Genomic DNA, 24,396 nt, shown 5'->3' on the forward strand with positions numbered 1-24,396 from the left:
GCAGGCGCTGCAGTTTTTATCGCTCAGTACGCACCACGCCGTGCCACGGCGCGCGGGCGGCGCTTTTTGAGCCGTGTCGCTTCACGCTGACGACGCTCCGCCGCCTCGATCAGCTGTTCGTGCGAACCGCGCTGTTCGCCACCCTCCTCCGGCTGGCGCTGCACATAACTGCCGTCAGACTGCATGTCCCATGCGGAGCGCCGGTCACGCAGCAGCTGCAGATCGAGCAGGTTGCGCAGTTCCTGACGCGCGTCGGCGGATTCCACCGGGGTGACGACCTCGACCCGGCTTTCCAGATTGCGCTTCATGCAGTCAGCGGAACCGATGAAGTACTCCTCGCTGCCGCCGTTGCGGAAATAGAACACCCGCGAGTGCTCCAGGAAACGGCCGACGATGCTGACCACCCGCACCGTTTCCGAAACGCCGGGGAGTCCTGGGCGCAGGCGGCAGGTATCACGCACGATCAGATCGACCTGCACGCCCGCCTGCGAGGCGCGGTAAAGCGCGCGCGTGATGTCGACGTCTTCCAGCGCATTCATCTTGAACTGGATCAGGCCGGGCGTTTTCGCCGAATGCTGGCGGATCTCGCGTTCGATCTTGTCGAGCAGCGCCGGCTTGAGCAGTTTCGGCGCCGGCAGCAGCTTGCGGTAGTTGCGCTTGGGCGTGAAGCCGGTCGTCAGGTAGTTGAACAGCTCGGTCAGATCCTCGCCGATCACCGGATCGCTGGTGAGGATGCCGAGGTCGGTGTACAGACGCGCCGTCCCCGGATGGTAGTTACCGGTACCGATATGCGCGTAACGGCGCAGACCGCTGTAGTCGCGGCGCACGACAAAGATCACCTTCGAGTGCGTCTTCAGGCCGACGACGCCGTAATTGACGTGGATACCGGCCTCTTCCAGCCGTGTCGCCCAGCGGATGTTCGCGGCTTCGTCGAAACGCGCCTTGAGCTCGACGACGACGGCAACCTGCTTGCCATTGCGCGCCGCCTCGACCAGATACTCGATGATTTTCGAGTCCGACGAGGTGCGATACAGCGTCATCTTGATCGCCAGCACCTTCGGATCGCGTGCCGCTTCACGCACGAAGCGCTCCACCGTGGTCGCGAACGACTCGTAGGGGTGCTGCAGGAAGATCGTGCCGGCGTCGCGAATGGTGTGAAAGATGTTGGGCGCGCCGGCCAGCTTAGGGTGGTCGAGCGGCGCATGTGGCGGATCGTGCAGATCGGAGCGGTCGACGACGGCCACCTGAAACAGGTCACGCAGGCCGAGCATGCCGGACACTTCAAAGACGTCGTTGGCTTCGTCTAGACCGAGCTCGGCCGCGAGCATGCCGCGATGCACCGGGTCCATGTCCTTGACGACTTCGAGCCGCACGATCGAGGCGAACTTGCGTTCGCGCAACTCGGACTCGATCAGCACCAGCAGATCGTCGGCCTGCTCTTCGGAGCGCTCGACGACAGCATTGCGCGTCACGCGGAAATACTCGACGGCGACGATTTCCATGCCCGGGAACAGCAGGTCGAGATTGTTCGCCATCACGTCTTCGAGCGGTACGAAGGTCGAACCGGCGTCGAGCGTCAGGAACCGCGGAATACCGGGGCCGACCGGCACCTTGACGCGTGCCAGCATCACCTGGTCGTCATTCGGATAGCGCACCGAGACCAGCAGATTCAGCGACAGATTGGAGATGAACGGGAACGGATGCGCCGGGTCCATCGCCTGCGGCGTGACCAGCGGAAAGATATTGCGGATATAGAAATCACGCAGTTCCGCCTGCTGCTCATCGCCCAGCTTGCCGTAGCTGCGTACGCGAATCCCCTGCTCGATCAGCAGCGCATGCAGCTCCAGCGCCAGCGAACGCATCTGTTCGTTGAGCTCGCGGACTTCGGCATAGCAGGCGATCAGCTGCTGCAGCGGCGTGCGGCCGTCGACGGTCGGCGTGCGCACGCCGGCCCCGATCTGCTGCTTGAGGCCGCCAATGCGCTTCATGAAGAATTCGTCGAGATTGGAGCTGACGATGGCCAGAAACTTGATGCGCTCCAGCAGTGGATTGCGCGAATCCTGCCCTTCATGCAACACACGGCGATTGAACGCGAGCCAGGTGAGTTCCCGATTGAGATAAAGCTCGGGTGCATCCAGATCGATGACCGGAGGCGCCTCCACTCGCGTCGCCGGAAGCGCGCTGCCCGCGGCCTCCGCACTCACGCCGATCGGGGGACTGCTACTCATGTGCGGATTCTCCTCTGTCTCTGCGTCCAAACTTCAGTCATAGAAGGAATCGCGCCTGCCGTCGAACTTACTTGAGCGCACGCGCCAAGTGTTCGCAGACCGACTCCAGCACTTTGGCCCTGGCGTAGTACTTGTCTTCGGCCTCGACCAGCACCCACGGCGCCAGGCGCGTGCTGGTGTGCTCGACCATATCGTTGACAGCCAGTTCGTAATCGCCCCAGCGCTCGCGGTTGCGCCAGTCCTCATCGGTCAGTTTCCAGGCTTTCCACGGCGTCGATTCACGATTGCGGAAACGCTTCTCCTGCTCATCACGGCTGATGTGCAGCCAGAACTTGAGCAGCACGATGCCGTGCTCGGCGAGGTGCTCCTCGAAGTCGTTGATCTCACCGTAGGCCCGCCGCCATTCCTGCGGCCTGGCGAAGCCTTCCACACGCTCGACCAGCACGCGCCCGTACCAGGAGCGATCGAAAATCGTCATGCGCCCGGCACGACTCATGTGCCGCCAGAAACGCCACAGATAATGGCGTGCGGCTTCCTCATCCGTCGGTTTGGCGATCTGCACCACCTGGTAGTTGCGCGCATCCATCGCGCTGGTGATGCGCCGGATGGCGCCACCCTTGCCGGCAGCGTCCCAGCCCTCAAAAACCAGGATGCTGCTGACGCCTTTTTCCCGCGCTTTGCGCTGCAGCTTGTTCAAACGCCCCTGCAGGGTCAGCAGCCGCTCGGCGTAGTCCTTTTTCGGCAGCGCTTTGCCCAGATCGAGCGCCGACAGGATCGTCGGCTGCCCCGGCAGCGCACTGCTCTCGACCATCGCCTGCAGCGTATCGCTGTCGGCCTGATCCACCGCACTGTGCAGCAATCGCCGCTCGGCGAGCCGGCGGCGGATGCCATCACGCAAAATCGTCGCTACCGCGATGCTGCGGTAGCGCGGGTCAGAACCCTCGATGATCTTCCACGGCGCGGTGCCGGTGCCGGTGTGCATCAGCGTGCGCTCGGCGGCAGCGACGAAGCGGTCATACATGCGCCAGTGTTCCCAGTCTCTCGCGGTGACACGCCATTTCTGCAGCGGATCTTTTTCGAGCTTCTTCAGCCGATGCTCCTGCGCCGACTCCGACAGGTGCATCCAGAATTTGATGATCAGCGCACCATCGGCTGCCAGCGCCTCTTCGAAGACACGGATGCGCGACATGCGCTCATCGAATTCCTCAGCCGTGATCTTGCCGTAGACGTGATCCAGCAAAGGCGGCGAATACCATGAACTCAAATACATGCCGACGCGCCCGCGCGGCGGCAGCTCGCGCCAGTAGCGCCAGAACAGCGGACGCTCCTGCTCCTCGTCCGAGGGCTGATCGAACGCTCGCGTGTACAACAGCCGTGTATCCAGCCATTCGTTGAGCTTGTTGACCGTCTCACTCTTGCCAGCACCATCAACGCCTGCGAACACCAGAATGACCGGGAAATCCGCCTCCCGCAGTTCACCCTGCAAGGTCAGGAGCTCCTGTCGAAGATCCTGCTCGCGGGCTGCGTACTCTTCCTTGCTGAGCGTGTGATTCAGTTCTGCAGTTCGGAACATGGCAGTCTCGCTGTGAATCATGACCAATGAATGACAGGTTTCGAGTCAACCTGTGCGGTTGTTCATTACAAGCTCATCCTATACTGTCGCGGTGCTCGCCCGGTGGCGTCATACTGAGCGCCGTCAAGACAAGCAGGCTTGGTCACACCGGGAACGAATCATGACAACAGGACGAATCAAGCCGTTGAGATACCGCGCCACAGTCCTGTGCTGCGGCCTGTTGGCTGCGGCTCCCGCGCTCGCAGACATCTGCTCGTATCGCGATGCTCAGGGAGTCCTGCACATCAGCAACGTGTGTGATCGTGATTCCCGTTTTCGCGTGGTCATGGCAACGCCGCATTATCAGCAGGAATCTGCATCCCCTGATATGACACCTGCCTCCACGCAGCTGCCCCCCGGCATCAGCCTCGGCCCGATGCCGCCCAGCTCCGCCAGCGGTATCAGCGCGGCGAAGCGGGCGCTCTACACACCAGCCATCCGCGCGGTGGCTGCGCAGTACGGCCTCGAACCAGCGCTGCTGCACGCCGTCATCAGCGCTGAGTCGGCCTACGAACCGTTGGCCGTATCCCGCGCCGGTGCCATGGGGCTGATGCAGCTGATGCCTGATACCGCTGCGCGCTTTGGCGTCGTCAACGCTTTCGATCCCGCACAGAATCTGCAGGGCGGAGCCCGTTACCTGCGCTGGCTGCTCGACCAGTTCCAGCAGTTGTCGCTCGCCGTGGCCGCCTACAATGCCGGTGAGAACTCGGTCATTCGCAACGGCTATGCGATTCCGCCCTTCCAGGAAACCCAGACCTACGTGGCCCGGGTCCTCGACTACTACAACCGATACCGGCACGAGTACTGATTCGATGGCGTTGCCGCTAGGCCGCTGGGCGTTGGCCGGATGGCTGATATTCGCCCCTTGCTTGATCACCCCGACGACGTGGGCCGCGCCTCTCACCGAAAGCGCGCTTGCCAGCCAGCGCCGGGCCTTCGTCGATGCGGAACGCGCCCTCCTCAGCGGCGACACGGTGCGTCTGCGTGCCCTGTCCGTCCAGCTGCACGACTATCCGCTGTATCCCTATCTGCGCTATCGGGAGCTCAGTCGCTCCCTGGCGACGAGCGATGCGCGGACAGTGCGCCGCTTCCTCGCCGACTTCGCCGATACGCCGCTGGCGCCACGCTTGCGTGGTGAATGGCTGCGCCTGCTGGCCGATCAGTCACGCTGGGACGACATCGTTCTGGATTACCGCCCCGATGGCGATCTGGAACTGAGCTGCATACAGCGCACGGCCCTGCTTCAGCAGCAGCGAACCGCGCAGGCTCTGGCCGGTTTCGACGCTGCATGGCTCGGCGAAAAAACGCTGCCTGGACGTTGCGACCCAGTCGTGCAGGCATGGGCCACCCAGGGCGGGCTGACACCGGCGATGGCCTGGCAGCGCTTCACTATCGGTATGCAGGCAGGAAGCACCAGCGCCGCCAGGCAAGCACTGCCCTGGCTGGACCCAGAAGATCAGGACTGGGCCCGGCTCTGGCTCGCCGTGGATCAAAATCCCGCGCTCATCCTGCAGGACAGTCGCCTGCAGGCCAGCGGCGACGAACATGTCGAGATGATCGTCGCACACGGCCTGATGCGCTGGATGAATCGCGATTCTGTGGCGGCAGCACCGGCTGTCGATGAAATCCGTCGCCGCCGTACCGTCACCGAGGAGCAGCTGCTACCGATCGAACGCACCCTGGCTATTTACATGGCGGCCCGCCAGCACCCGGATGCGCTGCGCCGCATCGACGCCATTCCCACCGCGTATGAAAACGACACCCTGCGCGAATGGCGGGTACGCCTGTACCTGCTGCGCGGCAACTGGCGGGCCACGATCGATGCCATCGAACACATGCCACCGGCCCAGCTGGCGCGCCCGGCATGGCGCTACTGGCGCGCGCGCGCGCTGGAAGGCATAGGGGAACGCAGCGCGGCAGACATCGCCTATCGCGAGCTCGCGAGCCTGCGTGATTACTATGGCTTTCTCGCGGCATCGCACACCAGCCAACGACCTGCAATGACCGATCATCCGGTCGCCAAACCGCTGGCAGCCATGCAGACACTGGCCTCGCTGCCCGCGGTCAACCGTGCGCGCGAACTATTCCTGCTCGGCAGACCCTATGACGCGCGCAGTGAATGGGCACTGGTCATGGACAACGCCGACCCGCAGCGCCTGCGGGCAGCGGCATTACTGGTAGCGGACTGGGGCTGGGCGGGTCAGGCCATCCTCTGGCTCGCCAAGGCCGGCGACTGGAACGATCTCGCACTGCGTTTTCCACTGCCCTGGCGCAATGAAGTCGAAAGCGCGGCCCATACCACACGCCTGTCCCCGGCCTGGCTGTACGCGATCGCACGCCAGGAAAGCACTTTTCAGCCTGAGGTCCGCTCACCGGCCGATGCCCGTGGACTGATGCAACTGCTGCCCAGCACGGCTGCCGATGTCGCCCGCGGCATCGGCATGCGCCTCAATGGCAGCAGCTCGCTCTACGATCCGTCCATCAATCTAAAGCTCGGCAGTATTCATCTGCGCCAGCTGCTCGACCGCTTCGACGGCAATATGGTCACTGCAACAGCGGCCTACAACGCCGGGGAAAACAGGATCCGCGACTGGCTGCCATCCACCGATGCGGTGGATGCCGATATCTGGGTGGAAACCATTCCCTTCGTGGAAACGCGCAATTACGTCAAGCGCGTCTGGGAATACACAGCAGTATTCGAATACCGGCTCGGACTGCCAGTCCAAGGACTCACGCCGAACAAAGTTTCGTCGTGGAGCCCGTAATAAGCTCTCTCCACGACGCTCCCTGCCCAAAACCGCAACCTGCCCGTCTGGGCAGTAACGCGCTCAGGCGGGTACGACGAGCACAATGCTGCCAGCGCCATAGCGCTCGATATTGAGCTTGAGCGCAAGCCGCGAACCTTTGGCGAGCAGCGTTGCTGCGACATCCGGCAAGGGGTCAGGCCCGAAGCTTTTGGTCGCCAGGGTCACTCGATGTGCATCACTAGAGGCGAACAAACGCGACACAACGTTCAGCACCTCCGCGCAATTATCGAGAATATCCTCTTCGAGCTTGCCCTTTTTCACGTATTCGCTGGCCACGTCACTCGGCATCATCGATAACGCCGCACCGGCATACGCGCCAAAGGGAACATCCATTAAACAAGCCGCCGCATTCTGCGTATCGCCGGATGAATAAAGCCCGCATATCGTCAGGGCACTATCGTCTACCGTCTGCTGGACGATAGTCAGTTTAGTCCCCACGAGATTGGAGACCATGCGCACAACGGCATCTGCCGACGGTAGACGAAGCATTCAGAGCCCCCTGCCAGTATCAGTCAAGGAATGGATCGAAGTGCCGCTGGAAATCCTCAGCAGTAAATGGCTTCGTGATCAGGAAAGCTGCACCATTCTTTTCGGCGAGCTCGCGCATCTCCGGGCTAGCTTCCGTGGTGACGAAACCGAATGGCGTGTCAAACTCTGCAGCACGCAGCGCGATCAGGAAATCCAGCCCGTTCATCTCCGGCATGTTCCAGTCGGAAATGATCAGATCGGGTTCTTCTGACTTCGCGATACCCAGCGCTTCGGCACCATCCGCCGCTTCGATAATCTTGTGTCCACTGTAGCCAGCCTGGCGCAGCGTCCGAATCACGATGCTGCGCATGGCCTTGCTATCGTCGGCGACAAGAATCTTCATGAAACGCTCCTGTATTTGTCTCGCGCCTTACATCATCACACGCCGTGTGATCATCGCGCGTTATACCAATGCATACCGGCTGCGGAGTTTACTGCATTCCGCACAGCATCACGCGAAAGGGTCCCCCTTCGGCCACGAAATAGGCATCGCAAACGTTTACACAGGCGTCTGGAACAAGACCACCGCCGATCACCACCGTGGGAATTTCAAGCTGAGAGTTCTCCGCGAGCAATGATTTGATGTTGCCGCCAATCATATTGATGAGCTCACCGACGGTGTCGGCCGCATCCTGTTCGCCCACCGCATCGAGGTCGAGGCGGAACATGACCGCGGCAGCGCTGCTGGCCACCTCTCGACTGCAATGCAGATAAACCCTGCCCAGCAGAGCCCCGGCTTCGCTGATACCGACAGACCCCGTAACGCCATCGGCAATTTCCAGCGGATCATCCACAGGAATCGCCTCGTAGCCGAGCGTCGACGCCCATACGTTTTCGACAATGGCGTTGATTTCCGCAAGACCGATATGCATGGCAGCCGCATCACTCTTCAGGTTCGCGCTCGGTAACAGAGCGTGCGATCGAATTTCACCTGCTCGAAGCGGGAATCCAGATTCAGCGTAGTCTCCGAACCGCCCAGAAACAGGTAACCACCCGGGCGCAGTAAGTTGTAGACCTTGCCCAGTATCTGGCGCTTCATCGCATCATCGAAATAAATAAGCACATTACGCATGAATATCACGTCGCTGGCGGGCACGCCCATCCACAGGCTGGCCAGATTCATTTCCCGGAAATCGACCATTCGACGTAATTCATCCTTGATGCGCCAGTCCATTTCCACACGCTCGAAATGCTTGACGAGCAGCGCCGCTGGTAAACCGCGGTTCACCTCCAGCTGCGAATACCGCCCCTCGCGACAGCGCTGAATCATTTCACGGGAAATATCGGTGGCCACGATATTCATGCGCCAGCTGGCGAGCTCTGGAAAATGCTCGCGAATCAGCATGCAGATCGAATAGATCTCCTGTCCGCTCGAAGCGGCGGCGCACCAGAGGTTAAGCGCACGCTCGGTGGAGCGCAGCCGGATCATTTCCGGCAGAATTATTTTGCGCAGCGTGTCGAACGGATGGACATCGCGAAAGAACGAGGTTTCGTTGGTCGTCATGGCATCGACGACTTCGCGCTGCAGGTCGCCACTGCGATCCGTACGCAGTTTCTGCACCAGACCACCAATATCCGCCAGGCCGCAGGCCCTCACCAGCGGCTTCAGGCGCAGCTCGACCAGATACTCCTTTCCAGGTTCAAGCACGATGGCGGAACGTTCGAGAACCAATCGGCAGATGTAATCGAAATCGCCCGGACTCAGCATGGCCGTTTACCGACATCCGAAATCCGCCATGAGCCGGTCTCTTTCAGGCCACTCGCCGCAGCGCGTACGCGGGTGCTGATTTCCGCGGCGATACGATCGATCGGCAGCACGACATCGGCGATACCCGCCCGAACGACATTGCCGGGCATCCCCCAGACCACGCTGCTGGCTTCGTCCTGCGCGACGACCTGACCACCGAGCTCGTGCAGCCGCATGGCGGCGAGCAGTCCGTCCTGTCCCATCCCGGTGAGGATGACGGCCAGTACACGAGCCCCGAACGTCTCGACCGCCGAACGCAGCAGTACGTCCACCGCCGGCCGGCAGGAATTCTCCGCTGCCTGCTGATTGAGGCCAATGACCACGCCATCCCCCGTTCGCTTGACCGTCATGTGAAAATCTCCCGGGGCGATCCACGCCTCTCCGGCGGCGAGTCGCGCACCGTCCGTCCCCTCCCGCACTTTCAACGGTGAGAGGCCATCGAGGCGCTCGGCCAGCATGCGCGTGAAGACAGGCGGCATGTGCTGCACGATCACCACCGGCACCGCCAGGTCGGCTGGCAGACTGGCAAACACCACCGCAAGCGCATTCGGCCCGCCGGTCGAACTGCCGATCACCACCAGATCGATACCCGCCCGCCGAGCGGCCGACTGCCGCACCGCGGGCGGCGGAACCACCGGAACAGCCGCTGGCGTCCGACTCGGTAGCGTGACCGAAACATTGGCCGGGGCTGAATCGCCGTGCTGCGACGCGCCGCCGGACGCAGAAGTCGGCCGCGGTGTGCGCACCAGCGGCGACAGCGGTTCCTTGCTACGTTCCGGGCACAGAGCCTTGATCTTCGGCACCAGCACACTGCGCACCTGCTGCAGTGCCTCACCCGCATTCGTCGCATGCTCCGGTTTGGCGACGTAATCTTTTGCACCAAGCGCGAGGGCTTCCAGCGTCTCTGCCGCACCTCTGCGCGTGCTGGTGCTGAACATCACGACGGCGACACGCGGATAATCGCGGCTGAGCACAGCCAGTGTGTCCAAGCCATTCATTTCCGGCATATCGATGTCGAGAATGACCAGATCCGGCTTGAGATCCGGCATGCGCTGCAGGGCATCACGGCCGTTGACCGCCGTGCCGACGACCAGCAGATCGGCATCCTCCGCCAGCAGGTTCGCCAACATCCGCCGCACCACTACGGCATCGTCGACGATCAGTATTTTGATCGGCTCTGAACGTGCGGCCATCGCTAGACGAGTCCGAGCAATTCGAGCTTCTGCACCAGATCGTCGGCCGTGAAAGGTTTCATCAAGTATTCGTTGGCCCCCGCTGCCAGCGCCCGCACGACCTGACTGATCTCGGTTTCCGTCGTCACCATCATCAGCGTCAGGCGGGTGTACTGCGGACTGGCCCGTACGCTCTTGATGAATTCATAGCCGTTCATCACCGGCATGTTCCAGTCTACGAGCGCGACATCCACGGGGCCGGCCTGCGCCAGCACGTCGAGCGCGGCCTGGCCGTGCTCCGCCTCCAGCACCTCGAAGCCCCGTTCGACGAGAATGTTCGCGATCACCCGGCGCATCGCGCGGGAGTCGTCAATGACAAGAGCCCGTTTCCCCATCGCTCATCATTCCTCGGCCGCTTTCGCGCCGGTGGCGCCGACCACTGTTGCAGATTGCACGCTGATTTTCAGGACGCTCACATCGCACTCTCAGGCTCGACGATCCGATCGGTATCGAGCACGAGCAGCAGCTTGTCCGTCAGTTTGTACGCCCCGAGAATCAGGTCACGGGCCACCCCCCTGACGGTATCCGGAATGCGCTCGAAGCTATCGACATCCGCGTGCAGCACGTCGCCGATCTTGTCGACGAGCAGGCTGACCGCCCCTTCGTCGGTATGGATGACGACGTTCATCGGCCGCATGTCGCCCGGCCGATCCTCCAGACCAAGCACCCGACGCAGATCGATCGCAGTGACGATCTGCCCGCGCAGATTGATCAGGCCGCTGACCGTCGCCGGCGCCAGTGGAATCGGCGTGGTTTCCTGGTAGCGGATGACTTCCTGCACCTTGGTCACCTGCACGCCGAAGAACAGCCCGGCAAGATAGAACGTACAGAACTGCGATTCCTCGCTCATCCGTTCACCCTGAGTTGACGAGTCTGACCGCGTGCGGGAAACAGCGCGGCAAACATTTTTTCAAGGAAGCTCTCCACATCGAAGATCTCCGTGACGCGCCCCTGCAGGACGGTCGTCCCGAGCACGCCGGCACGCGAAGCCTCTCCCGTCAGCGTCAGTGTTTCTTCAATGATGTCGAGAATTTCGTCGACGACCAGTCCCAGACTGCGCCCGTTGACGGTGTAAACCACGACCTGCACCACCGTCAGGTCCGTCGGTGCGCCGGCGGCCAGCCGCTCGATCGGCCGGCGCTCCGCCAGCACGTCGCTCAGACGCACCAGCGGCAGGATCTGGTTGCGGTACTGCACCACCTCCTGCATGCCGGCGAACTCCAGGGCTTCACACGGGAATTCCTCCAGTCGTGCCACCTTGTTGAGTTCGATCGCCAGACGGCCGTCACCCGGCGAGCGCACCAGCAACATGTTGCGCGCTTCGTCGTGTGCCAGTTCCGCGGTCGGCGCTTCACCGGCACCGTGATCACGTGCCTCGCCAACGATGCGGGCACGCTGCGCCAGACCGAGGATGTCGAGAATCAGCACGACACGCCCGTCGCCCATCACCGTCGCCCCGGCGAACACGGTCAGTCCCTTGAGCAGTTTGGAGAGCGGCTTGACGACGATTTCCTGCGTATCGTTGATGTCGTCGACGACCAGGCCGAAGCGGCGCTTGTCCGACTGCAGCACGACGATGTTGGTGTTCTCGCCGTGGCTCTCCAGCCCCAATTCGCGGTTGAGGTAGCACAGCGGCAGCAGCTTGCCGCGCAGGCGATAAACCGGAGCACCGTGAATGTGCTCGATGCCCTGCTCCTCGTCCAGGCGGATCAGCTCCTGCAGGCTGCCCTGCGGGATCGCAAAACGCTGGCCACCGCTGGTGACGATCAGCGCCGGCACGATCGCCAGGGTCAGCGGCAGATTGATCTTGAACAGCGTGCCTTTGCCGAGTTCGCTGCGCAGCTCGATGTTGCCGCTGATCTTCTCGATGTTGGTCTTGACCACATCCATGCCGACGCCGCGGCCGGAAATGTTGGTCACTTTCTCCGCCGTCGAGAATCCCGGCAGGAAAATCAGATTGATCAGCTCGCGCGCCGACATGCTCTCGGCCTGCTCGGCACTGATCAGCCCTTTCTGCTGCGCTTTAGCCTTGAGCTTGTTCGGGTCGATGCCGGCGCCGTCATCGGCGATCTCGACGATGACCTGCCCGCCCTCGTGATAGGCGCGCATCGTCAGCACGCCCTCGGCAGGCTTGCCGACGGCCACCCGCTGCTCCGGCGCCTCGATACCGTGATCGACACAGTTGCGCACCAGGTGCGTCAGCGGATCTTTCATGGCTTCGATCAGCGACTTGTCGAGCTCGGTCTCCTTGCCGACCATCTCGACGCGGATCTGCTTGCGCACCCCGATCGCCAGATCGCGCACCACGCGCGGGATCTTGTTCCAGATGTTGTTGATGGGCTGCATGCGGGTCTTCATGACCCCTTCCTGCAGCTCCGTGGTGATCAGGTTGAGCCGCTGCGAAGTCGTCGTGAAGCGCGAATCCTCGACACCCTTGGCGTACTGCAGCACCTGGTTACGCGTCAGCACCAGCTCGCCGACCAGATTCATCAGGTGATCGAGCAGACCGACGTCCACCCGGATGGAGGTTTCTGCCACCGCAGGCGCCTTGGTTTCCTTCGCCACTTCTTTCTGCGACTTCAGCGCTTCGACCACCGCCGTCGGCTGCAGGCCCGTCTCCTGCACCAGAATCTCGCCGACGTGCCGCGGATCGCCCTGATCCTGACGTTCGAGCGCCTCGACCACCTTGTCCGGCTCGACGGCGCCCTGCTGCACCAGCAGCTCGCCGATCGGTGCATTCACCGGGCTCTGCGCCGCCGCCGGCGCATCGTCCGTCTGCAGCGCCTTGAGTCGATCGATCAGTGCCGCAAAGTCATCCTCGCCATCGCGACCGCTGGACTCGATGGCGGCGAGCATGCTGCGCACGCCATCGACCATCTGCAGCAGCGCCGTGGTGCGCTCCGGCGTCAGGCGCAGATGGCCGTCACGCAGCTTGGACAGCAGGTTCTCGCCGGCATGCGTGAGTTTCTCCAGGCGGCTGAAGCCGAGGAACCCGCACGTGCCCTTGATGGTGTGGATCGTGCGGAAGATGCTCGCCAGTGTGTCGCGATCATCCGGCGTGGTTTCCAGCGTGACCAGCTCGTTGTCCAGACGATCGAGGTTCTCCTGACTCTCCGCCAGAAACTCGACGACGATCTCGTCCATGCTGTCCGTCACCTCATCCGGCACCGGTGGCGGCGGTGGCGGTGGTGGCGGTGCGGCCGGCTTCGCAGCAGCGACCGGGGCGTCGTCCTTGCGCTGCAGGACCTGCAGGCGTTCGGCCAGCTCGTGGTAATCCTCGTCGCCGTCATGCCCTGTCGATTCGATGGCCGCGAGCATCGCGCGCACGGCATCGACCATCTGCAACAACGCCGTCGCACGCTCCTGGTTCAGGCGGATCTCGCCGTCCCGCAGGCGCGAGAGCAGGTTTTCACCGGCGTGCGTGACCTTCTCCAGGCGCGAATAACCGAGAAAGCCGCACGTGCCCTTGATGGTGTGGATGGTGCGGAAAACGCTCGCCAGCGTATCGCGGTCATCCGGGTTCGATTCCAGCGACACGAACTCGTTGTCGAGCCGATCGAGGTTCTCGTTACTTTCTCCCAGGAACTCCCGGACGATGTCGTCAAGATCATCCATCGATACTCACCCTCACCGCGGTCCGTTTGCACCCATGCTGCCGGGCCATCTTTTTCATCAGGTTTCTCCACCGGGGCGGTATCGGCAACTGTAGTCTTCCCCGCGCCAGTCGCCCGCCCGCGACAACCCGACGGGGGCAGCGGCACAGCGTTCAATCCAGCATTCTGGACAAGCTTGGCACGAGTGCTTCTTTACACATGCAAAAAATGGATTCCTGGAGGCTCGCACGCGAAGCAGCTTGCAAGCCACCGAGCACCGACGTATACCCGCGAGGCTTTGCGTTCCCCTCGCCAGGCATTCTCCGAGGTCCCTTCGCCAATGCACATCATCATGGTCGCTAATCCGAAGGGCGGATGCGGCAAAACAACCGTGTCCACCCAGCTCGCCGGGCATTACGCCAATGCCGGTTGGCGTGTCGGACTGTTCGATCTGGACAGGCAGCAATCCGCGCTCAAATGGCTGCGCCGGCGTCCTGAGACATGCGCCGCCATCGAAGGCTTCGATGCCCGCGACAAAGACGCCATCGACGATATAGCGCCACATCTGGACGTCGCCGTCGTCGACGCTCCGGCAGGGCTGCGCGGCGACCGGCTCAAAGAAATCGTGCGCCAGGCCGACCACCTCGTCGTGCCGGTGCAGCCATCGCCGTTCGACATGGACGCCACCGATGATTTCCTCGCGTTGCTGATCGAGCTTAAGCGTGTGCGCAAGGGACGCTGCGCGCCAGCGCTGATCGCCAACCGTGTCAACCCGCGTGCACTCTCGGCGCGCGAGCTGGACACCTTCCTGCAGGCCAGCGGCCTGCCGGTTCTCGGTGCGCTGCGCGATACTCAGATCTACGTGCAGCTCGCCGCCGCGGGCACGACGCTGTTCGACCTGCCCGCCCACCGCGTTGCCCGCGATCTGGACGCCTGGCAGCCGCTGCTCGACTGGCTGGCCGCACCGCCCGAACACGACTGACCCCACTCTCATCGCCCATTCAACCGAGGAGCATCCTGATGCCCCGCATCGCCCGCCTGTGCTTGTTGTTCGCAGGCCTGCTGATCCTGAATGCCATCGTCCCCGGCGAGGCGCGCACCCGGCACACCAGCCCGACGGCGCCCGCGCAGCGTCCGCTCGCCATTGGACTGATTTCCGGCGGCATCCAGGGCACTGCCGCGCATCTGGCTGCCGACATGGCGGCCGTGCTCGATGCGCCGGACCTGCGCATCCTGCCGATCCTCGGGGATGGTTCTGAACAGAATCTGCGTGATCTGCTGACCTTGAACAACGTCGACATCGCAATGGTGCAAACCGACGTGCTGGAAACCGTGCGCAAGGATCCGCAGTGGGACAAGCTGTCCAAACGCCTACAATTCATCGCCAAGCTGCACAATGAAGAGTTTCATCTGCTGGTGCGCGGACACGTCAACCGCGTCGCCGATCTTGCCGGACTCAAGGTCAACGTCGACCTGCCGGACAGCGGCACGGCAACGACGGCCCGGATCATCTTTGCGGCGCTGGGCCTGCGGGTGGAAATGACCCATTACGACCAGAGCATGGCGCTCGACAAACTGCGCAGCGGCGAAATCAGCGCGCTCGCCTACGTCGCCGGCAAACCCGCCCCCTTGTTCCAGCGCGTGCGCCCCGAGGACGATCTGCACTTTCTGTCGATCGGCCACCCACCGGAACTCGTCGGCAGCTACCTGCCGACCCGGCTGACCAAGGCCGACTACCCGAACCTGATCGTTGGCGGAGACGAGGTCAAGACACTTGCGGTCGGCAGCGCGCTGGTCGCCCTGAATCCGCGCCAGAAAGCGCAGGCGCTCAAGATCGAGCGTTTCACCACGCACTTCTTCGAGCAGTTCGCCAGCTTTCGCCAGGCGGGCCGCCACCCGAAATGGCGCGAGGTCAGCCTCAGCGCCCAGCTGCCCGACTGGCCGCGCATGCAGGCCGCCAGCGACTGGCTGATCGCCAATCAGGATCGCCTGAAGGCCTATGCCGACGCGATCGCCCGGCAGGCCGCCAAGGCCGAAGCGAACAATGCCACCAAGGCAGAAACACCGCCGGCAGGCAGCGAAGCCACCGCCGGCAGCGGACAAAACGCCCAGACCAGCGGAGTGCCCGCCAACACGGCTGCCACCAGCAAACCCGAAGCGGGCAAGCCTGACGCCACTAAAGCCGAGGCCGGCAAACCCGAGACGGCCAAGCTTGAGCCGGCCAAACCCGCGACACCCACCGCACCGCAGAGCGATGCCAAAGGCAACGAGCAGAACCGGCCGCAGATCCCCGAAGCAGCAGCAGCCCAATCGCCGAAAGCGGAAGGCAGCCCGGCTGCAGAAGCCAAGCATGAAGAAAAACCCGCGACCGGCGAACACGGCCAGGAGCCCAGGACTGAAGCCAGCGCGCCCAAGCCGCCGGTCGAAGCCGCACCGAACGCCCCCGCCGGCGACAAGAAGCCGGATGCCGCAGCTGCTGGCAAGCCAGCAGAACATGGCAATGCGCCGGCCCCGGCAGAGAACCCGGGCGGCAAGGCTGCGGATAAAGCGACGGACAGCAAGGCGAGCGACAAACCAGCCGAAGGTAAGCCCATCGATAAACCCGCGGATGGCAAAGGCACCGACAAACCGGTGGACACCAAAACCACGGACAAGCCAGCGGATAGCAAAGGCACCGACAAACCGGCCGGTGAAGGCAAGGCGGCCGACAAACCGGCCAACGACAAGCCGGCGGATACGCCCGCGGACAAGCCGGCCGAGCACGCCGCGGAGCCGAAACCGACGCAGGCCCCTGCCCCCGATGCCGGTGCTGAGCCAGCATCAGTGGACGACACTGGCACAGTCAGGAATTAGCCCGGCTCGCACCGAGCGTGGATGACAGCCCTGCGGCGGCTCATCCTCGCAGCCGGAAACATTCGGCCTCCGCTCCCGAGCGCGCGCGGCCGGGCGTCAGGATTTCGCCGGCGTCAGGGCTTCCAGCGCCTTGCGCTGAGCCTCGTCCGGATTCGGCTGCTGCTGCAGCCACTGGCGCAGGCTGTCCAGCGCGGCGCCGGCTTCGGCCAGCCCGGCCGCCGCTGCGCGCTGATACCACTGCACGGCCTGGATGACGTCCGCCGAGACGCCGATCTGTTCGGTGCCGCGGCTCGGATCGTAGCTGCGCGCCAGCAGCAGCATCGCCGTTGCATTGTCGCGCTCGGCCGCCGCCTCGAAGAACAGGCGTGCAGCACCGCCATCACCCAGTTCGAGCGCCTTGCGCCCCCGCTCCAGCAACTCGTCGATGCTGGGCACCGGCGGCGGCGCAGGCGGCGTATCGCTGGCCGTCGCTGGCGCCAGCACCGTCACCTCCACCGGCGTTTCCGCCGTCGCCCGCGGAAAGCGCAGCGGCCGCAGCGGCTGCGTGCGCACGAACAGCGTGAACTGGCCCGGACGGCTGGCGTGCAGCGTCAGCCCGGCAAGCGCAGAGGCATCGAGCTGCCAGCGGCCGAGCTCATCGCGCGCCCCCGACGACAGGCTCGCGTCCATCGGCAGGCCACCGATGATGACGCGCTCACTGTCTGCATCCAGCCCGCCGTGCAGGTTCAGATCCAGGGCAATCGCCTCGCCGACCGTGCCGCGGGCGGCATGGGCCTCGATCGTCGTCAGCGGCGGCGTGCCCGACAGCGGCACCGGCTCCTGGCGTGGCCGCCCGAGATCGACCGGCACCGGCGCACTGCCCACGCCCACCGGCGCCGAACCGGGGTGCAGAGCCATCGGCGGCTTGATCAACTCGACATTGTTCGCGCTCGGTGTACGCCCCGGCACGATGCCGAAACGGGCCTGCAGCCCCAGCACCCAGCTTTCGAACTCGTAGCGCACACGCTGTTGCAGATCCGGCGAATTCATCACCACACCGGCCCCCGCCACCACCACCGTACCCACCAGCAACCACATCGTCCTGCGGACTGCGTTCCCTGCTGGCTTGCTCGACCCCATATTCGCTGGCACCTTCTGGCTGACGGCATGGACAAAAGACGGCGCAGTCTACTCGCAGCCGGGCCGCATCAGCCACGCGGGCGCAGAGGCCCCCGCCGACACGACGGGAATGCCCATATGAAAAGTGTCATCCAGTTCTTCAATCCCAAACCGCTGCTGGGCATTTTCATCGAGCTGCCGGGCAGCGGCGACTGGAGTTGCCCCGAGTTCGGCACACAGACCGCGGGCACGGTGGAACTCGTCGACGTCAGCCTGCTCCCCTCGGGACATCTGGTTCTGACCCTGCAGGCACAGGATGCCAGCGTGCCGAGCGACTGGCTGGGCATGCACGGCGTCATCGATGCTGCGGACGGTTCGATCGCGCTGGATCTGGGGGATGGTCGTCATCTGGCGTTCCCGGCCAGGGAGCGCGAGCGCGTCAGTGCATTGTTCCTGCGGCTCGCCAATCGCCAGAACTGAGTCCCCCACCGCGACACCCGTGGATGCCGCGTGCGGGAGCCGCTGTGCTTGTATCTACGGCTTGCTTTCGGCCTGCACACGGGCCGCTGCGGCACTGATCAGCGCCGAGGGCTCGACGACACCGGCGACCGGCGGATGCCAGATCTTGCCGTAACGCTGCACGATGCGGCTGACGTAGGCCTGGGTTTCCGGGTAAGGCGGCACGCCGCCGTAACGCTCGACAGCCTTCTCGCCAGCGTTGTAACCGGCCAGCGCCAGCGGTACGTCACCGCCGAAGAACGCCAGCAGCCAGCGCAGATAGGCCATGCCACCACGCAGGTTCTGCACCGGGTCGAAGGCATCCTGCACGCCGAAGCGGTCCGCCGTTTCCGGGATCAGCTGCATCAGCCCCTGAGCGTTCTTCGGTGACACCGCCGATGAACTGAAGCCCGACTCCATCGCCAGCACGGCCAGCACCAGGTCGGGATCGAGCTGGTACTCGGGGGCCATCTCGCGCACCCAGGCGACGATCTGCCGCCGCTCCGGCGTCGACTCGAAGTCAACGCGCGGTGCCGCCCGATAGGCCACCTGCACGACACCGGCCCCGGCACCCCGCGTCGGGCCGACGCAGCTCGCCGATTTCATCTTGACCTTGCCGAAGGCGATCAGCAGGCGTTGCGAGATCGCATCCCCTTTGGCCGCCGCCTTGCGAAACCACGCCGCGGCGAGAGCATCGTCACGCGGCACGCCGCGGCCGTTGGCATACATCCAGCCAAGCTGGTACTGGGCCTCGCTGCTGCCGCGACTGGCGGCCAGACAGTAGAGCTGAACGGCCCGGCCGACATCGCGCGGAATGCCCTCGCCGTGCTCGAAGCGCGCCGCCCACTGCAACTGCGTCGAAGTCGGTGCCCCGCTGAGGCTGGCGACCGACGGCGCTCCTGCGTGTACGCTGCCCGCCAGCGAAATCGCCAGCGCCGCGAACAGAGCACGCGGGCGCCGCAAACGGGACTTTGCAAGGTATCTGGATCGGTTCATGCGCGCATGGTAGCGACAGCACTCGGTCAGACTCCAGCACTGCGCCGGCAAACGACACAATCTGTGCGCATTCAACCTGCTGCGGCGTCCTTGCCCGAGTGCACGCGATACAGCAGCTCGGCCTCGCCGCGCGGCAGTCCGCACAGTTCCATCAGATCCTCAAGGCTGGCGCCGCGCGCGGCGAGCTTGCTGGCCAGCTCATAGGCTCTGCGCTCGACCTCGGTCGACGAGCCGCCGGCCGACGCCGACTCGGCCTGCCGCTCAAGCCCCTCCTCGATACGCGCCAGACGCTGGCCGAGCACACCGAGCGCCGCGGCGATACCGCGCACCTCCTGACGCAGCGCCTCGATGGCCGGATCGGCTGCCGGCGGTACCGGTTCGGCCACGACGTCACGCGCCGCCCGCCAGCGCCGGTACACCGCCAGCGCGATCACCACCAGCAGCACGTCGCTGACCAGCAAGGCGCTGATGGCGATCACATAAAGCAAAGGGAGATTCATGGATTACGCTCCGTGGCGGACGCCTGGGCAGCCGTCGGATCGACCTCGACACCGCTCCGCGGATCAGCCTGCTGATTGAGCACGACGAGCACCACACGGCGATTGCGCAAGCGCCCTTCGGGGGTGGCGTTGTCACCGATCGGCCGGAATTCGCCGTAGCCGATGGCCGCCATGCGCCCGGGCGCCACGCCGGCATCGCTGAGCACGGCAACGACGCTCGCCGCGCGCGCCGCCGACAGTTCCCAGTTCGACGGATACACCGGATTGCGGATCGGCACGTTGTCGGTGAAGCCCTCGACCTGCACGCGGTTCGGAAAGCCATCCAGCACGCCGGCGATGCGCTTGAGCGGCTCGATCGCCTGCGCGTTGAGCTGGGCACTGCCGCTCTGAAACAGCAGGTTGTCCTTGATTTCGAGCTCGACCCAGTTCTTCTCGCGGCGCACCGCCATCTGATCGAAATGGATCATCTCGGCCACCGCGTTGCGCAGCCCCGCCTCGATGCGGGCCAGCGGATCAGCAACCGGCGGCTTGCGCTCGGCAGGCGTGGCGGGAGGCTCGGCGGCCGAGGCCGACGCGGCCGGTTCAGTGGTGGTTTTGTCGCCCTCACCGCTCGGCCGGTCGAGCACCGGTCGCAGGTCCGGGCGTACCGGTGGTGTCGGCAGCGGCCGCAGATCCGGCGCGATCAGATTGACCTTGCGCCCGTCCTGCGGATCGGACAGCGCCCGCGGCGATTCGCCGATCGGCAGCGTGCCGCCGGTGGCCGACGGCGAGCGGAAGGCGGCGATCAGGTTCTCCGACAGCACGCGATACTTGCCGGCATTGACCGAGGAAATCGCGTACATGACGACGAAGAACGCAAACAGCAGCGTGATGAAATCGGCGTACGACACCAGCCAGCGCTCGTGATTCTCGGGCTCGTCGTGGTGCAGGTGGCGGCGGCGGGCAGCAGGCACGATCCCTTGTCACTCCTGGATGAAGCCGCGCAGGCGCAGCTCGATGTTGCGCGGATTCTCGCCGCTGGCGATGGCGATGATGCCTTCGATGACCATTTCACCGAGCTGCGACTGGCCGTGAATGATGTGCTTGAGCTTGCTGGCGATCGGCAGGAACACCAGGTTGGCCAGACCGACGCCGTAGACCGTCGCCACGAAGGCCGCCGCGATACCGCCGCCGAGCTTCGACGGATCGGCCAGGTTTTCCATCACGTGGATCAGGCCGAGCACCGCACCGAGGATGCCGATGGTCGGCGCATAACCGCCCATGCTCTCGAACACGCGCGCGGTGCGGTATTCGAAATCCTCGCGCGCCGACAGCTCCATCTCCATGGTCTGGCGGATCAGCTCCGGCTCACCGCCGTCGACCAGCATCTGCAGTGCCTTGGCGGTGAACGGGTCGTCCTCACGCTCGATCAGGTCTTCCAGCCCGAGCAGGCCGCCGCGGCGCGCCACATGGCTCCAGCCGACGATCTTGGTGATAGTCGCCTCGAAGGAATGCTGCGGTGGCCTGAACACCCAGCGCAGCCGCCGCAAGGCACCGCGGAACACCGGCAGCGGACTGCCGAGCAGACTCGCCGCCAGCGTACCGAGGACGACGATGATGAAGGCCGGCGGATTGATCAGCGCCGCGATGTGACCGCCTTCGAGCAGATGCCCGCCGAGCACGGCGGCGATCGCCAGCAGCAGGCCGAAGACGCTGAGCAGATCCATGCGCCGCTCCCGTCAGGCGGCCAGCCGCGCCCGCAAACGCGAGACGGCCTGGCTGTGCAGCTGACTGATGCGTGACTCGCTGACACCGAGCACCGCGCCGATCTCCTTCAGGTTCAGGCCCTCGTCGTAGTACAGCGACAGCACCAGACGCTCGCGCTCGGGCAGGGCATCGATCAGGCCGGCAACACTCGCGATCAGCTGCTCGCGTGCCACGTCCTCTTCCGGCCCGGCCTGCGGCGACGGCAGCCGCGCCAGCAGATCGTCGCCCTCGCCTTCCTCGGTGCTTTCATCGAGCGACACCAGCTTCTGACCGCGGATATCCTGCAGCGCAGCGTGGTAGTCGGCGAGCGACAGGCCGAGCTGCTCGGCGATCTCGGCATCCTGGGCGTCGCGCCCGGTCTGCGTTTCGATCGACTGGATCGCCGCGGCGACCTCGCGTGCGCGCCGGTGCACCGAGCGCGGCACCCAGTCGCCCTTGCGGATCTCATCGAGCATCGCGCCGCGGATGCGCAGCTCGGCGAAGGTGGCGAAGCTCGCCCCCTGACTGGCGTCGTAGCGCTGGGCCGCTTCGATCAGGCCGAGCATGCCGGCCTGGATCAGATCGTCGATCTGCACCGAGGCCGGCAGACGCGCCAGCAGGTGGCAGGCGATGCGTTTGACCTGGGCGGCATGCGCGGTCACCAGCTCTTCGAGCGACGGAGCGGCGACGGGAGCGTAGGGACAACGCGCGCGCATCGTGATCGACCTCGCGACTCAGCGCTCGCCGCTACCGAGCAGGCGCTCAAGGAAGAACTGCAGATGACCACTCGGCCCGGCCGGCAGCGGCCAGCGCTCGATGGTCTCGGCCAGACGCTGGAAGGCGACCGCCGCCCGCGAGCCGGGGAAGGCCTCGACCACCGACTGCTGCATCTGCACCGCGCGCTTCAGCTGCGGGTCCTCCGGCACGCCGCCGAAGTAGTCCAGCGTGACGTCGAGGAAGCGGTCGGTGACCTTCAGCAGCTTCTCGAACAGCTCACGTCCCTCACGGTGGCCGGCGACACGGTTGGCCAGCACATGGAAGCGGTCGACACCGAAGTCGCGCGACAGCAGCTTGATCAGCGCGTAGGCGTCGGTCAGCGAGGCCGGCTCGTTGCAGACGACGACGATGATCTCCTGCGAGGCGCGGGCAAAGGTGATGACGCTGTCGGAAATACCTGCCGCGCAGTCGACCAGCAGCACATCGAAGGCATCCGACAGCTCGGAAAAGGCGCTGATGACACCGGCGTGCTCGGCCGGCGACAACTCCGCCATGCGCTTGACGCCGGAGCTGGCCGGAACGATGCGGACATCGTGCGGCCCGGTCAGCAGGATCTCTTCGAGCGTGCGCTCACCAGCGAGCACGTGCGACAGGTTCCACACCGGGTGCAGGCCGAGCAGCACGTCGATATTGGCGAGGCCGAGGTCGGCGTCGAGCAGCAGCACGCGCTTGCGTGCCTGCGCCATCGCCACGGCCAGATTGATGCTGGTATTGGTCTTGCCGACCCCGCCCTTGCCGCTGGCCACGCAGATCACCCGTACCGGACTCGGGCGGGCGAGGCTGCGCAGTCCCGCGGCCTGGTCGCTGGCGGCCATGTCAGAGGCTGGCATTCGCAACTCTCCTTCCATACGTCAGCAGCATGGCTTCTTCGGCCACGCTGAAATTACGCGCGCTCGCCAGATCGATCGCGGTCTGCAGCAGTTCGTCGGTGCGCGCCGTCTGCAGATCCTCGGGCACACGCTGGCCGTTGGCGATGAAGGCCAGACGCAGGCCGCGGCGATACAGCACGCCGAGCACACCGCCGAGACAGCTGGTCTCGTCGAGCTTGGTCAGTATGGCACCGGCCGGGTTGGCACCGGCAAAGGCATCGGCCGCCTCATCGAGCGTACTGCCCTGGGCGTTGGCCGCCATCACCAGCCAGGTGCGCACTGCCGGCAGTGTCTGCAGCATCGACAGCTGCTGCGCCAGGCGCACGTCACGCTGGCTCATGCCGGCGGTATCGATCAGCACCAGCTCCTTGTCGGCGAAATCGGCCAGCGCCTGGCGCAGCTCGGCGGCATCACTGGCGATGCGCACCGGCACGTCGAGAATCATCGCGAAGGTGCGCAGCTGGTCGAAGGCGCCGATGCGGTAGCTGTCGGTAGTAACCAGGCCGACCTTGCGCGGGCCGTGACGCAGCGTGTAGCGCGCCGCGAGCTTGGCCACCGTCGTCGTTTTGCCGACGCCGGTCGGCCCGACCAGCGCGACCACGCCGCCCTGCGCCAAAATATCGCCATCATCGGTGAGCAGACCGGCCCCGAGCTGGGCCAGCGCCGCCTGCCAGGCATGTTCGCCATCGGGCTGCGCCAGCGCGGCGTCGGTCAGCTGATAGGCCAGTTCGGCATCGAGGCCGAGCTTGAGCAGGCGCTCCAGCAGCTCGAAGCGCTGCGGCTGCTGGCGCCCGGCACGGCCCCAGGCGATCGAAGTCATCTGCTGTTCGAGCAGCTCGCGCAGCGAACTGATCTCACGCTGCATCTGCACCAGCACCGGGTCCTGCGCCCAGGCCACGCTCGGCCGCGCGCGGGTGTCGACGGTATCGATGCTGGGGGCGCGCGATTCGGCCGGCGCTGGCTTGCGCGGCGGCGGCGCGGCGGTTACCGGAGCCGGCCGCGAGGCGGCGGCGAACAGGCCGCTGCGCGCGGCGACAGGCGCTGCGACCGGTTCGACCGCGGCCACCACCGGTGCGGCCGGCACAGCTGCGGCCGGGGCTGCGGCCTCGGCCGTCTCGACCGCCTGACGCTGCAGTCCGGCATAGGCGCGCTCGTCGTAGTCGGTCGCGGCGACGATCTCGATGCCGTCTTCGAGTTTGCGGTTGGACAGGATCACCGCATCGGCACCCAGTTCCTCGCGCACCCGCTTCATGCCTTCACGGATATTTGCCGCATAGATGCGCTTCAGTCTCATCGCCGTTTCCTCCCGGACCACCGCCGTCGCGCCGGATAC

Annotated in this window: 23 protein-coding genes; 5 read left to right on the plus strand and 18 right to left on the minus strand. The window is 64.8% G+C overall.

Features of this window, described 5'->3' with window-relative positions:
* Positions 1–23: 23 nt before the first annotated feature.
* Positions 24–2,228, minus strand: coding sequence for a polyphosphate kinase 1 (gene ppk1 / locus C7443_RS06320; protein ID WP_110017754.1), 2,205 nt, complete (start codon positions 2,226–2,228; stop codon positions 24–26).
* A gap of 67 nt (positions 2,229–2,295) precedes the next feature.
* Positions 2,296–3,801: a polyphosphate:AMP phosphotransferase gene (gene pap / locus C7443_RS06325; protein WP_110017755.1), complete on the minus strand. Its 1,506-nt coding sequence runs from the start codon at positions 3,799–3,801 to the stop codon at positions 2,296–2,298.
* 160 nt (positions 3,802–3,961) lie between these two features.
* Between pap and C7443_RS06330 the strand changes: the two genes are divergently transcribed.
* Positions 3,962–4,648, plus strand: a complete 687-nt coding sequence (locus C7443_RS06330; protein ID WP_110017756.1) for a lytic transglycosylase domain-containing protein — start codon at positions 3,962–3,964, stop codon at positions 4,646–4,648.
* A gap of 4 nt (positions 4,649–4,652) precedes the next feature.
* The gene (locus C7443_RS06335; protein ID WP_170123514.1) at positions 4,653–6,605 is read left to right on the plus strand and encodes a transglycosylase SLT domain-containing protein; all 1,953 of its coding nucleotides are present in this window, start codon (positions 4,653–4,655) and stop codon (positions 6,603–6,605) included.
* Positions 6,606–6,668: 63 nt separating this feature from the next.
* Here the strand turns inward: C7443_RS06335 and C7443_RS06340 are convergent, their stop codons facing one another.
* From C7443_RS06340 to C7443_RS06375, 8 genes are all read right to left on the minus strand, one after another.
* Positions 6,669–7,136 (minus strand): hypothetical protein, encoded by a 468-nt coding sequence (locus C7443_RS06340; RefSeq protein ID WP_146213243.1) that lies wholly within the window; start codon positions 7,134–7,136, stop codon positions 6,669–6,671.
* A 19-nt stretch (positions 7,137–7,155) separates the two neighbouring features.
* Entirely contained in the window at positions 7,156–7,518 is a 363-nt protein-coding gene (locus tag C7443_RS06345; protein WP_110017759.1) for a response regulator, read from the minus strand.
* 88 nt (positions 7,519–7,606) lie between these two features.
* A complete protein-coding gene (locus C7443_RS06350; RefSeq protein ID WP_110017760.1) occupies positions 7,607–8,047 on the minus strand; it encodes a chemotaxis protein CheX in 441 nt (146 codons plus the stop codon).
* Between the two features lie 17 nt (positions 8,048–8,064).
* Positions 8,065–8,883: a CheR family methyltransferase gene (locus C7443_RS06355; protein WP_110017761.1), complete on the minus strand. Its 819-nt coding sequence runs from the start codon at positions 8,881–8,883 to the stop codon at positions 8,065–8,067.
* Positions 8,877–10,115, minus strand: a complete 1,239-nt coding sequence (locus C7443_RS06360; protein ID WP_110017762.1) for a protein-glutamate methylesterase/protein-glutamine glutaminase — start codon at positions 10,113–10,115, stop codon at positions 8,877–8,879. Before C7443_RS06360 ends, C7443_RS06355 begins: the two co-directional genes overlap by 7 nt.
* Positions 10,116–10,117: 2 nt before the next feature.
* Positions 10,118–10,489 carry a response regulator gene (locus tag C7443_RS06365; protein ID WP_110017763.1) on the minus strand — a complete coding sequence of 124 codons (372 nt, stop codon included), beginning with the start codon at positions 10,487–10,489 and terminating at the stop codon, positions 10,118–10,120.
* 77 nt (positions 10,490–10,566) lie between these two features.
* Positions 10,567–11,004, minus strand: coding sequence for a chemotaxis protein CheW (locus C7443_RS06370; RefSeq protein WP_110017764.1), 438 nt, complete (start codon positions 11,002–11,004; stop codon positions 10,567–10,569).
* Entirely contained in the window at positions 11,001–13,769 is a 2,769-nt protein-coding gene (locus tag C7443_RS06375) for a chemotaxis protein CheA (protein WP_246004577.1), read from the minus strand. Before C7443_RS06375 ends, C7443_RS06370 begins: the two co-directional genes overlap by 4 nt.
* 318 nt (positions 13,770–14,087) lie before the next feature.
* On the opposite strand from C7443_RS06375, the gene C7443_RS06385 reads away from it, so the two are divergent.
* Both C7443_RS06385 and C7443_RS06390 read left to right on the plus strand, forming a co-directional pair.
* Positions 14,088–14,729 (plus strand): ParA family protein, encoded by a 642-nt coding sequence (locus C7443_RS06385; RefSeq protein ID WP_110017765.1) that lies wholly within the window; start codon positions 14,088–14,090, stop codon positions 14,727–14,729.
* A gap of 38 nt (positions 14,730–14,767) precedes the next feature.
* Positions 14,768–16,600 (plus strand): TAXI family TRAP transporter solute-binding subunit, encoded by a 1,833-nt coding sequence (locus C7443_RS06390; RefSeq protein WP_110017766.1) that lies wholly within the window; start codon positions 14,768–14,770, stop codon positions 16,598–16,600.
* A 96-nt stretch (positions 16,601–16,696) separates the two neighbouring features.
* Here the strand turns inward: C7443_RS06390 and C7443_RS06395 are convergent, their stop codons facing one another.
* Entirely contained in the window at positions 16,697–17,677 is a 981-nt protein-coding gene (locus C7443_RS06395) for a hypothetical protein (protein WP_110017767.1), read from the minus strand.
* A 159-nt stretch (positions 17,678–17,836) separates the two neighbouring features.
* Between C7443_RS06395 and C7443_RS06400 the strand changes: the two genes are divergently transcribed.
* The gene (locus C7443_RS06400) at positions 17,837–18,178 is read left to right on the plus strand and encodes a hypothetical protein (protein WP_110017768.1); all 342 of its coding nucleotides are present in this window, start codon (positions 17,837–17,839) and stop codon (positions 18,176–18,178) included.
* A gap of 54 nt (positions 18,179–18,232) precedes the next feature.
* Here the strand turns inward: C7443_RS06400 and C7443_RS06405 are convergent, their stop codons facing one another.
* The 7 genes from C7443_RS06405 to flhF form a co-directional block, all read right to left on the minus strand.
* On the minus strand, positions 18,233–19,192 hold the full coding sequence (locus C7443_RS06405) for a transglycosylase SLT domain-containing protein (protein WP_110017769.1): 960 nt from the start codon (positions 19,190–19,192) through the stop codon (positions 18,233–18,235).
* Between the two features lie 71 nt (positions 19,193–19,263).
* A complete protein-coding gene (locus tag C7443_RS06410) occupies positions 19,264–19,692 on the minus strand; it encodes a DUF2802 domain-containing protein (RefSeq protein ID WP_110017770.1) in 429 nt (142 codons plus the stop codon).
* On the minus strand, positions 19,689–20,645 hold the full coding sequence (gene motD / locus C7443_RS06415; RefSeq protein WP_170123515.1) for a flagellar motor protein MotD: 957 nt from the start codon (positions 20,643–20,645) through the stop codon (positions 19,689–19,691). Before motD ends, C7443_RS06410 begins: the two co-directional genes overlap by 4 nt.
* Before the next feature lie 9 nt (positions 20,646–20,654).
* Positions 20,655–21,398: a flagellar motor protein gene (locus C7443_RS06420; protein ID WP_110017772.1), complete on the minus strand. Its 744-nt coding sequence runs from the start codon at positions 21,396–21,398 to the stop codon at positions 20,655–20,657.
* Between the two features lie 12 nt (positions 21,399–21,410).
* Positions 21,411–22,133: an RNA polymerase sigma factor FliA gene (locus tag C7443_RS06425; RefSeq protein ID WP_110017773.1), complete on the minus strand. Its 723-nt coding sequence runs from the start codon at positions 22,131–22,133 to the stop codon at positions 21,411–21,413.
* A gap of 18 nt (positions 22,134–22,151) precedes the next feature.
* The gene (locus tag C7443_RS06430) at positions 22,152–23,024 is read right to left on the minus strand and encodes a MinD/ParA family protein (RefSeq protein WP_281279381.1); all 873 of its coding nucleotides are present in this window, start codon (positions 23,022–23,024) and stop codon (positions 22,152–22,154) included.
* A complete protein-coding gene (gene flhF, locus C7443_RS06435) occupies positions 23,011–24,357 on the minus strand; it encodes a flagellar biosynthesis GTPase FlhF (RefSeq protein WP_110017775.1) in 1,347 nt (448 codons plus the stop codon). Before flhF ends, C7443_RS06430 begins: the two co-directional genes overlap by 14 nt.
* Positions 24,358–24,396: the final 39 nt, after the last annotated feature.

Source organism: Plasticicumulans acidivorans (genome assembly GCF_003182095.1).
GTDB classification, from domain to species: domain Bacteria; phylum Pseudomonadota; class Gammaproteobacteria; order Competibacterales; family Competibacteraceae; genus Plasticicumulans; species Plasticicumulans acidivorans.

Excerpts from the sequence above, each read along its gene's own strand:
- C7443_RS06430 (WP_281279381.1), bottom strand. The coding sequence starts at position 23,024 with ATGCCAGCCTCTGACATGGCCGCCAGCGACCAGGCCGCGGGACTGCGC.
- C7443_RS06340 (WP_146213243.1), bottom strand. The coding sequence starts at position 7,136 with ATGCTTCGTCTACCGTCGGCAGATGCCGTTGTGCGCATGGTCTCCAAT.
- C7443_RS06375 (WP_246004577.1), bottom strand. The coding sequence starts at position 13,769 with ATGGATGATCTTGACGACATCGTCCGGGAGTTCCTGGGAGAAAGTAAC.
- C7443_RS06335 (WP_170123514.1), top strand. The coding sequence starts at position 4,653 with ATGGCGTTGCCGCTAGGCCGCTGGGCGTTGGCCGGATGGCTGATATTC.
- C7443_RS06385 (WP_110017765.1), top strand. The coding sequence starts at position 14,088 with ATGCACATCATCATGGTCGCTAATCCGAAGGGCGGATGCGGCAAAACA.
- C7443_RS06410 (WP_110017770.1), bottom strand. The coding sequence starts at position 19,692 with ATGAATCTCCCTTTGCTTTATGTGATCGCCATCAGCGCCTTGCTGGTC.
- C7443_RS06425 (WP_110017773.1), bottom strand. The coding sequence starts at position 22,133 with ATGCGCGCGCGTTGTCCCTACGCTCCCGTCGCCGCTCCGTCGCTCGAA.
- C7443_RS06345 (WP_110017759.1), bottom strand. The coding sequence starts at position 7,518 with ATGAAGATTCTTGTCGCCGACGATAGCAAGGCCATGCGCAGCATCGTG.
- C7443_RS06360 (WP_110017762.1), bottom strand. The coding sequence starts at position 10,115 with ATGGCCGCACGTTCAGAGCCGATCAAAATACTGATCGTCGACGATGCC.
- C7443_RS06330 (WP_110017756.1), top strand. The coding sequence starts at position 3,962 with ATGACAACAGGACGAATCAAGCCGTTGAGATACCGCGCCACAGTCCTG.
- C7443_RS06390 (WP_110017766.1), top strand. The coding sequence starts at position 14,768 with ATGCCCCGCATCGCCCGCCTGTGCTTGTTGTTCGCAGGCCTGCTGATC.
- pap (WP_110017755.1), bottom strand. The coding sequence starts at position 3,801 with ATGTTCCGAACTGCAGAACTGAATCACACGCTCAGCAAGGAAGAGTAC.
- C7443_RS06350 (WP_110017760.1), bottom strand. The coding sequence starts at position 8,047 with ATGCATATCGGTCTTGCGGAAATCAACGCCATTGTCGAAAACGTATGG.
- C7443_RS06370 (WP_110017764.1), bottom strand. The coding sequence starts at position 11,004 with ATGAGCGAGGAATCGCAGTTCTGTACGTTCTATCTTGCCGGGCTGTTC.
- C7443_RS06400 (WP_110017768.1), top strand. The coding sequence starts at position 17,837 with ATGAAAAGTGTCATCCAGTTCTTCAATCCCAAACCGCTGCTGGGCATT.
- ppk1 (WP_110017754.1), bottom strand. The coding sequence starts at position 2,228 with ATGAGTAGCAGTCCCCCGATCGGCGTGAGTGCGGAGGCCGCGGGCAGC.
- C7443_RS06395 (WP_110017767.1), bottom strand. The coding sequence starts at position 17,677 with ATGTGGTTGCTGGTGGGTACGGTGGTGGTGGCGGGGGCCGGTGTGGTG.
- C7443_RS06420 (WP_110017772.1), bottom strand. The coding sequence starts at position 21,398 with ATGGATCTGCTCAGCGTCTTCGGCCTGCTGCTGGCGATCGCCGCCGTG.
- C7443_RS06405 (WP_110017769.1), bottom strand. The coding sequence starts at position 19,192 with ATGAACCGATCCAGATACCTTGCAAAGTCCCGTTTGCGGCGCCCGCGT.
- flhF (WP_110017775.1), bottom strand. The coding sequence starts at position 24,357 with ATGAGACTGAAGCGCATCTATGCGGCAAATATCCGTGAAGGCATGAAG.
- C7443_RS06355 (WP_110017761.1), bottom strand. The coding sequence starts at position 8,883 with ATGCTGAGTCCGGGCGATTTCGATTACATCTGCCGATTGGTTCTCGAA.
- C7443_RS06365 (WP_110017763.1), bottom strand. The coding sequence starts at position 10,489 with ATGGGGAAACGGGCTCTTGTCATTGACGACTCCCGCGCGATGCGCCGG.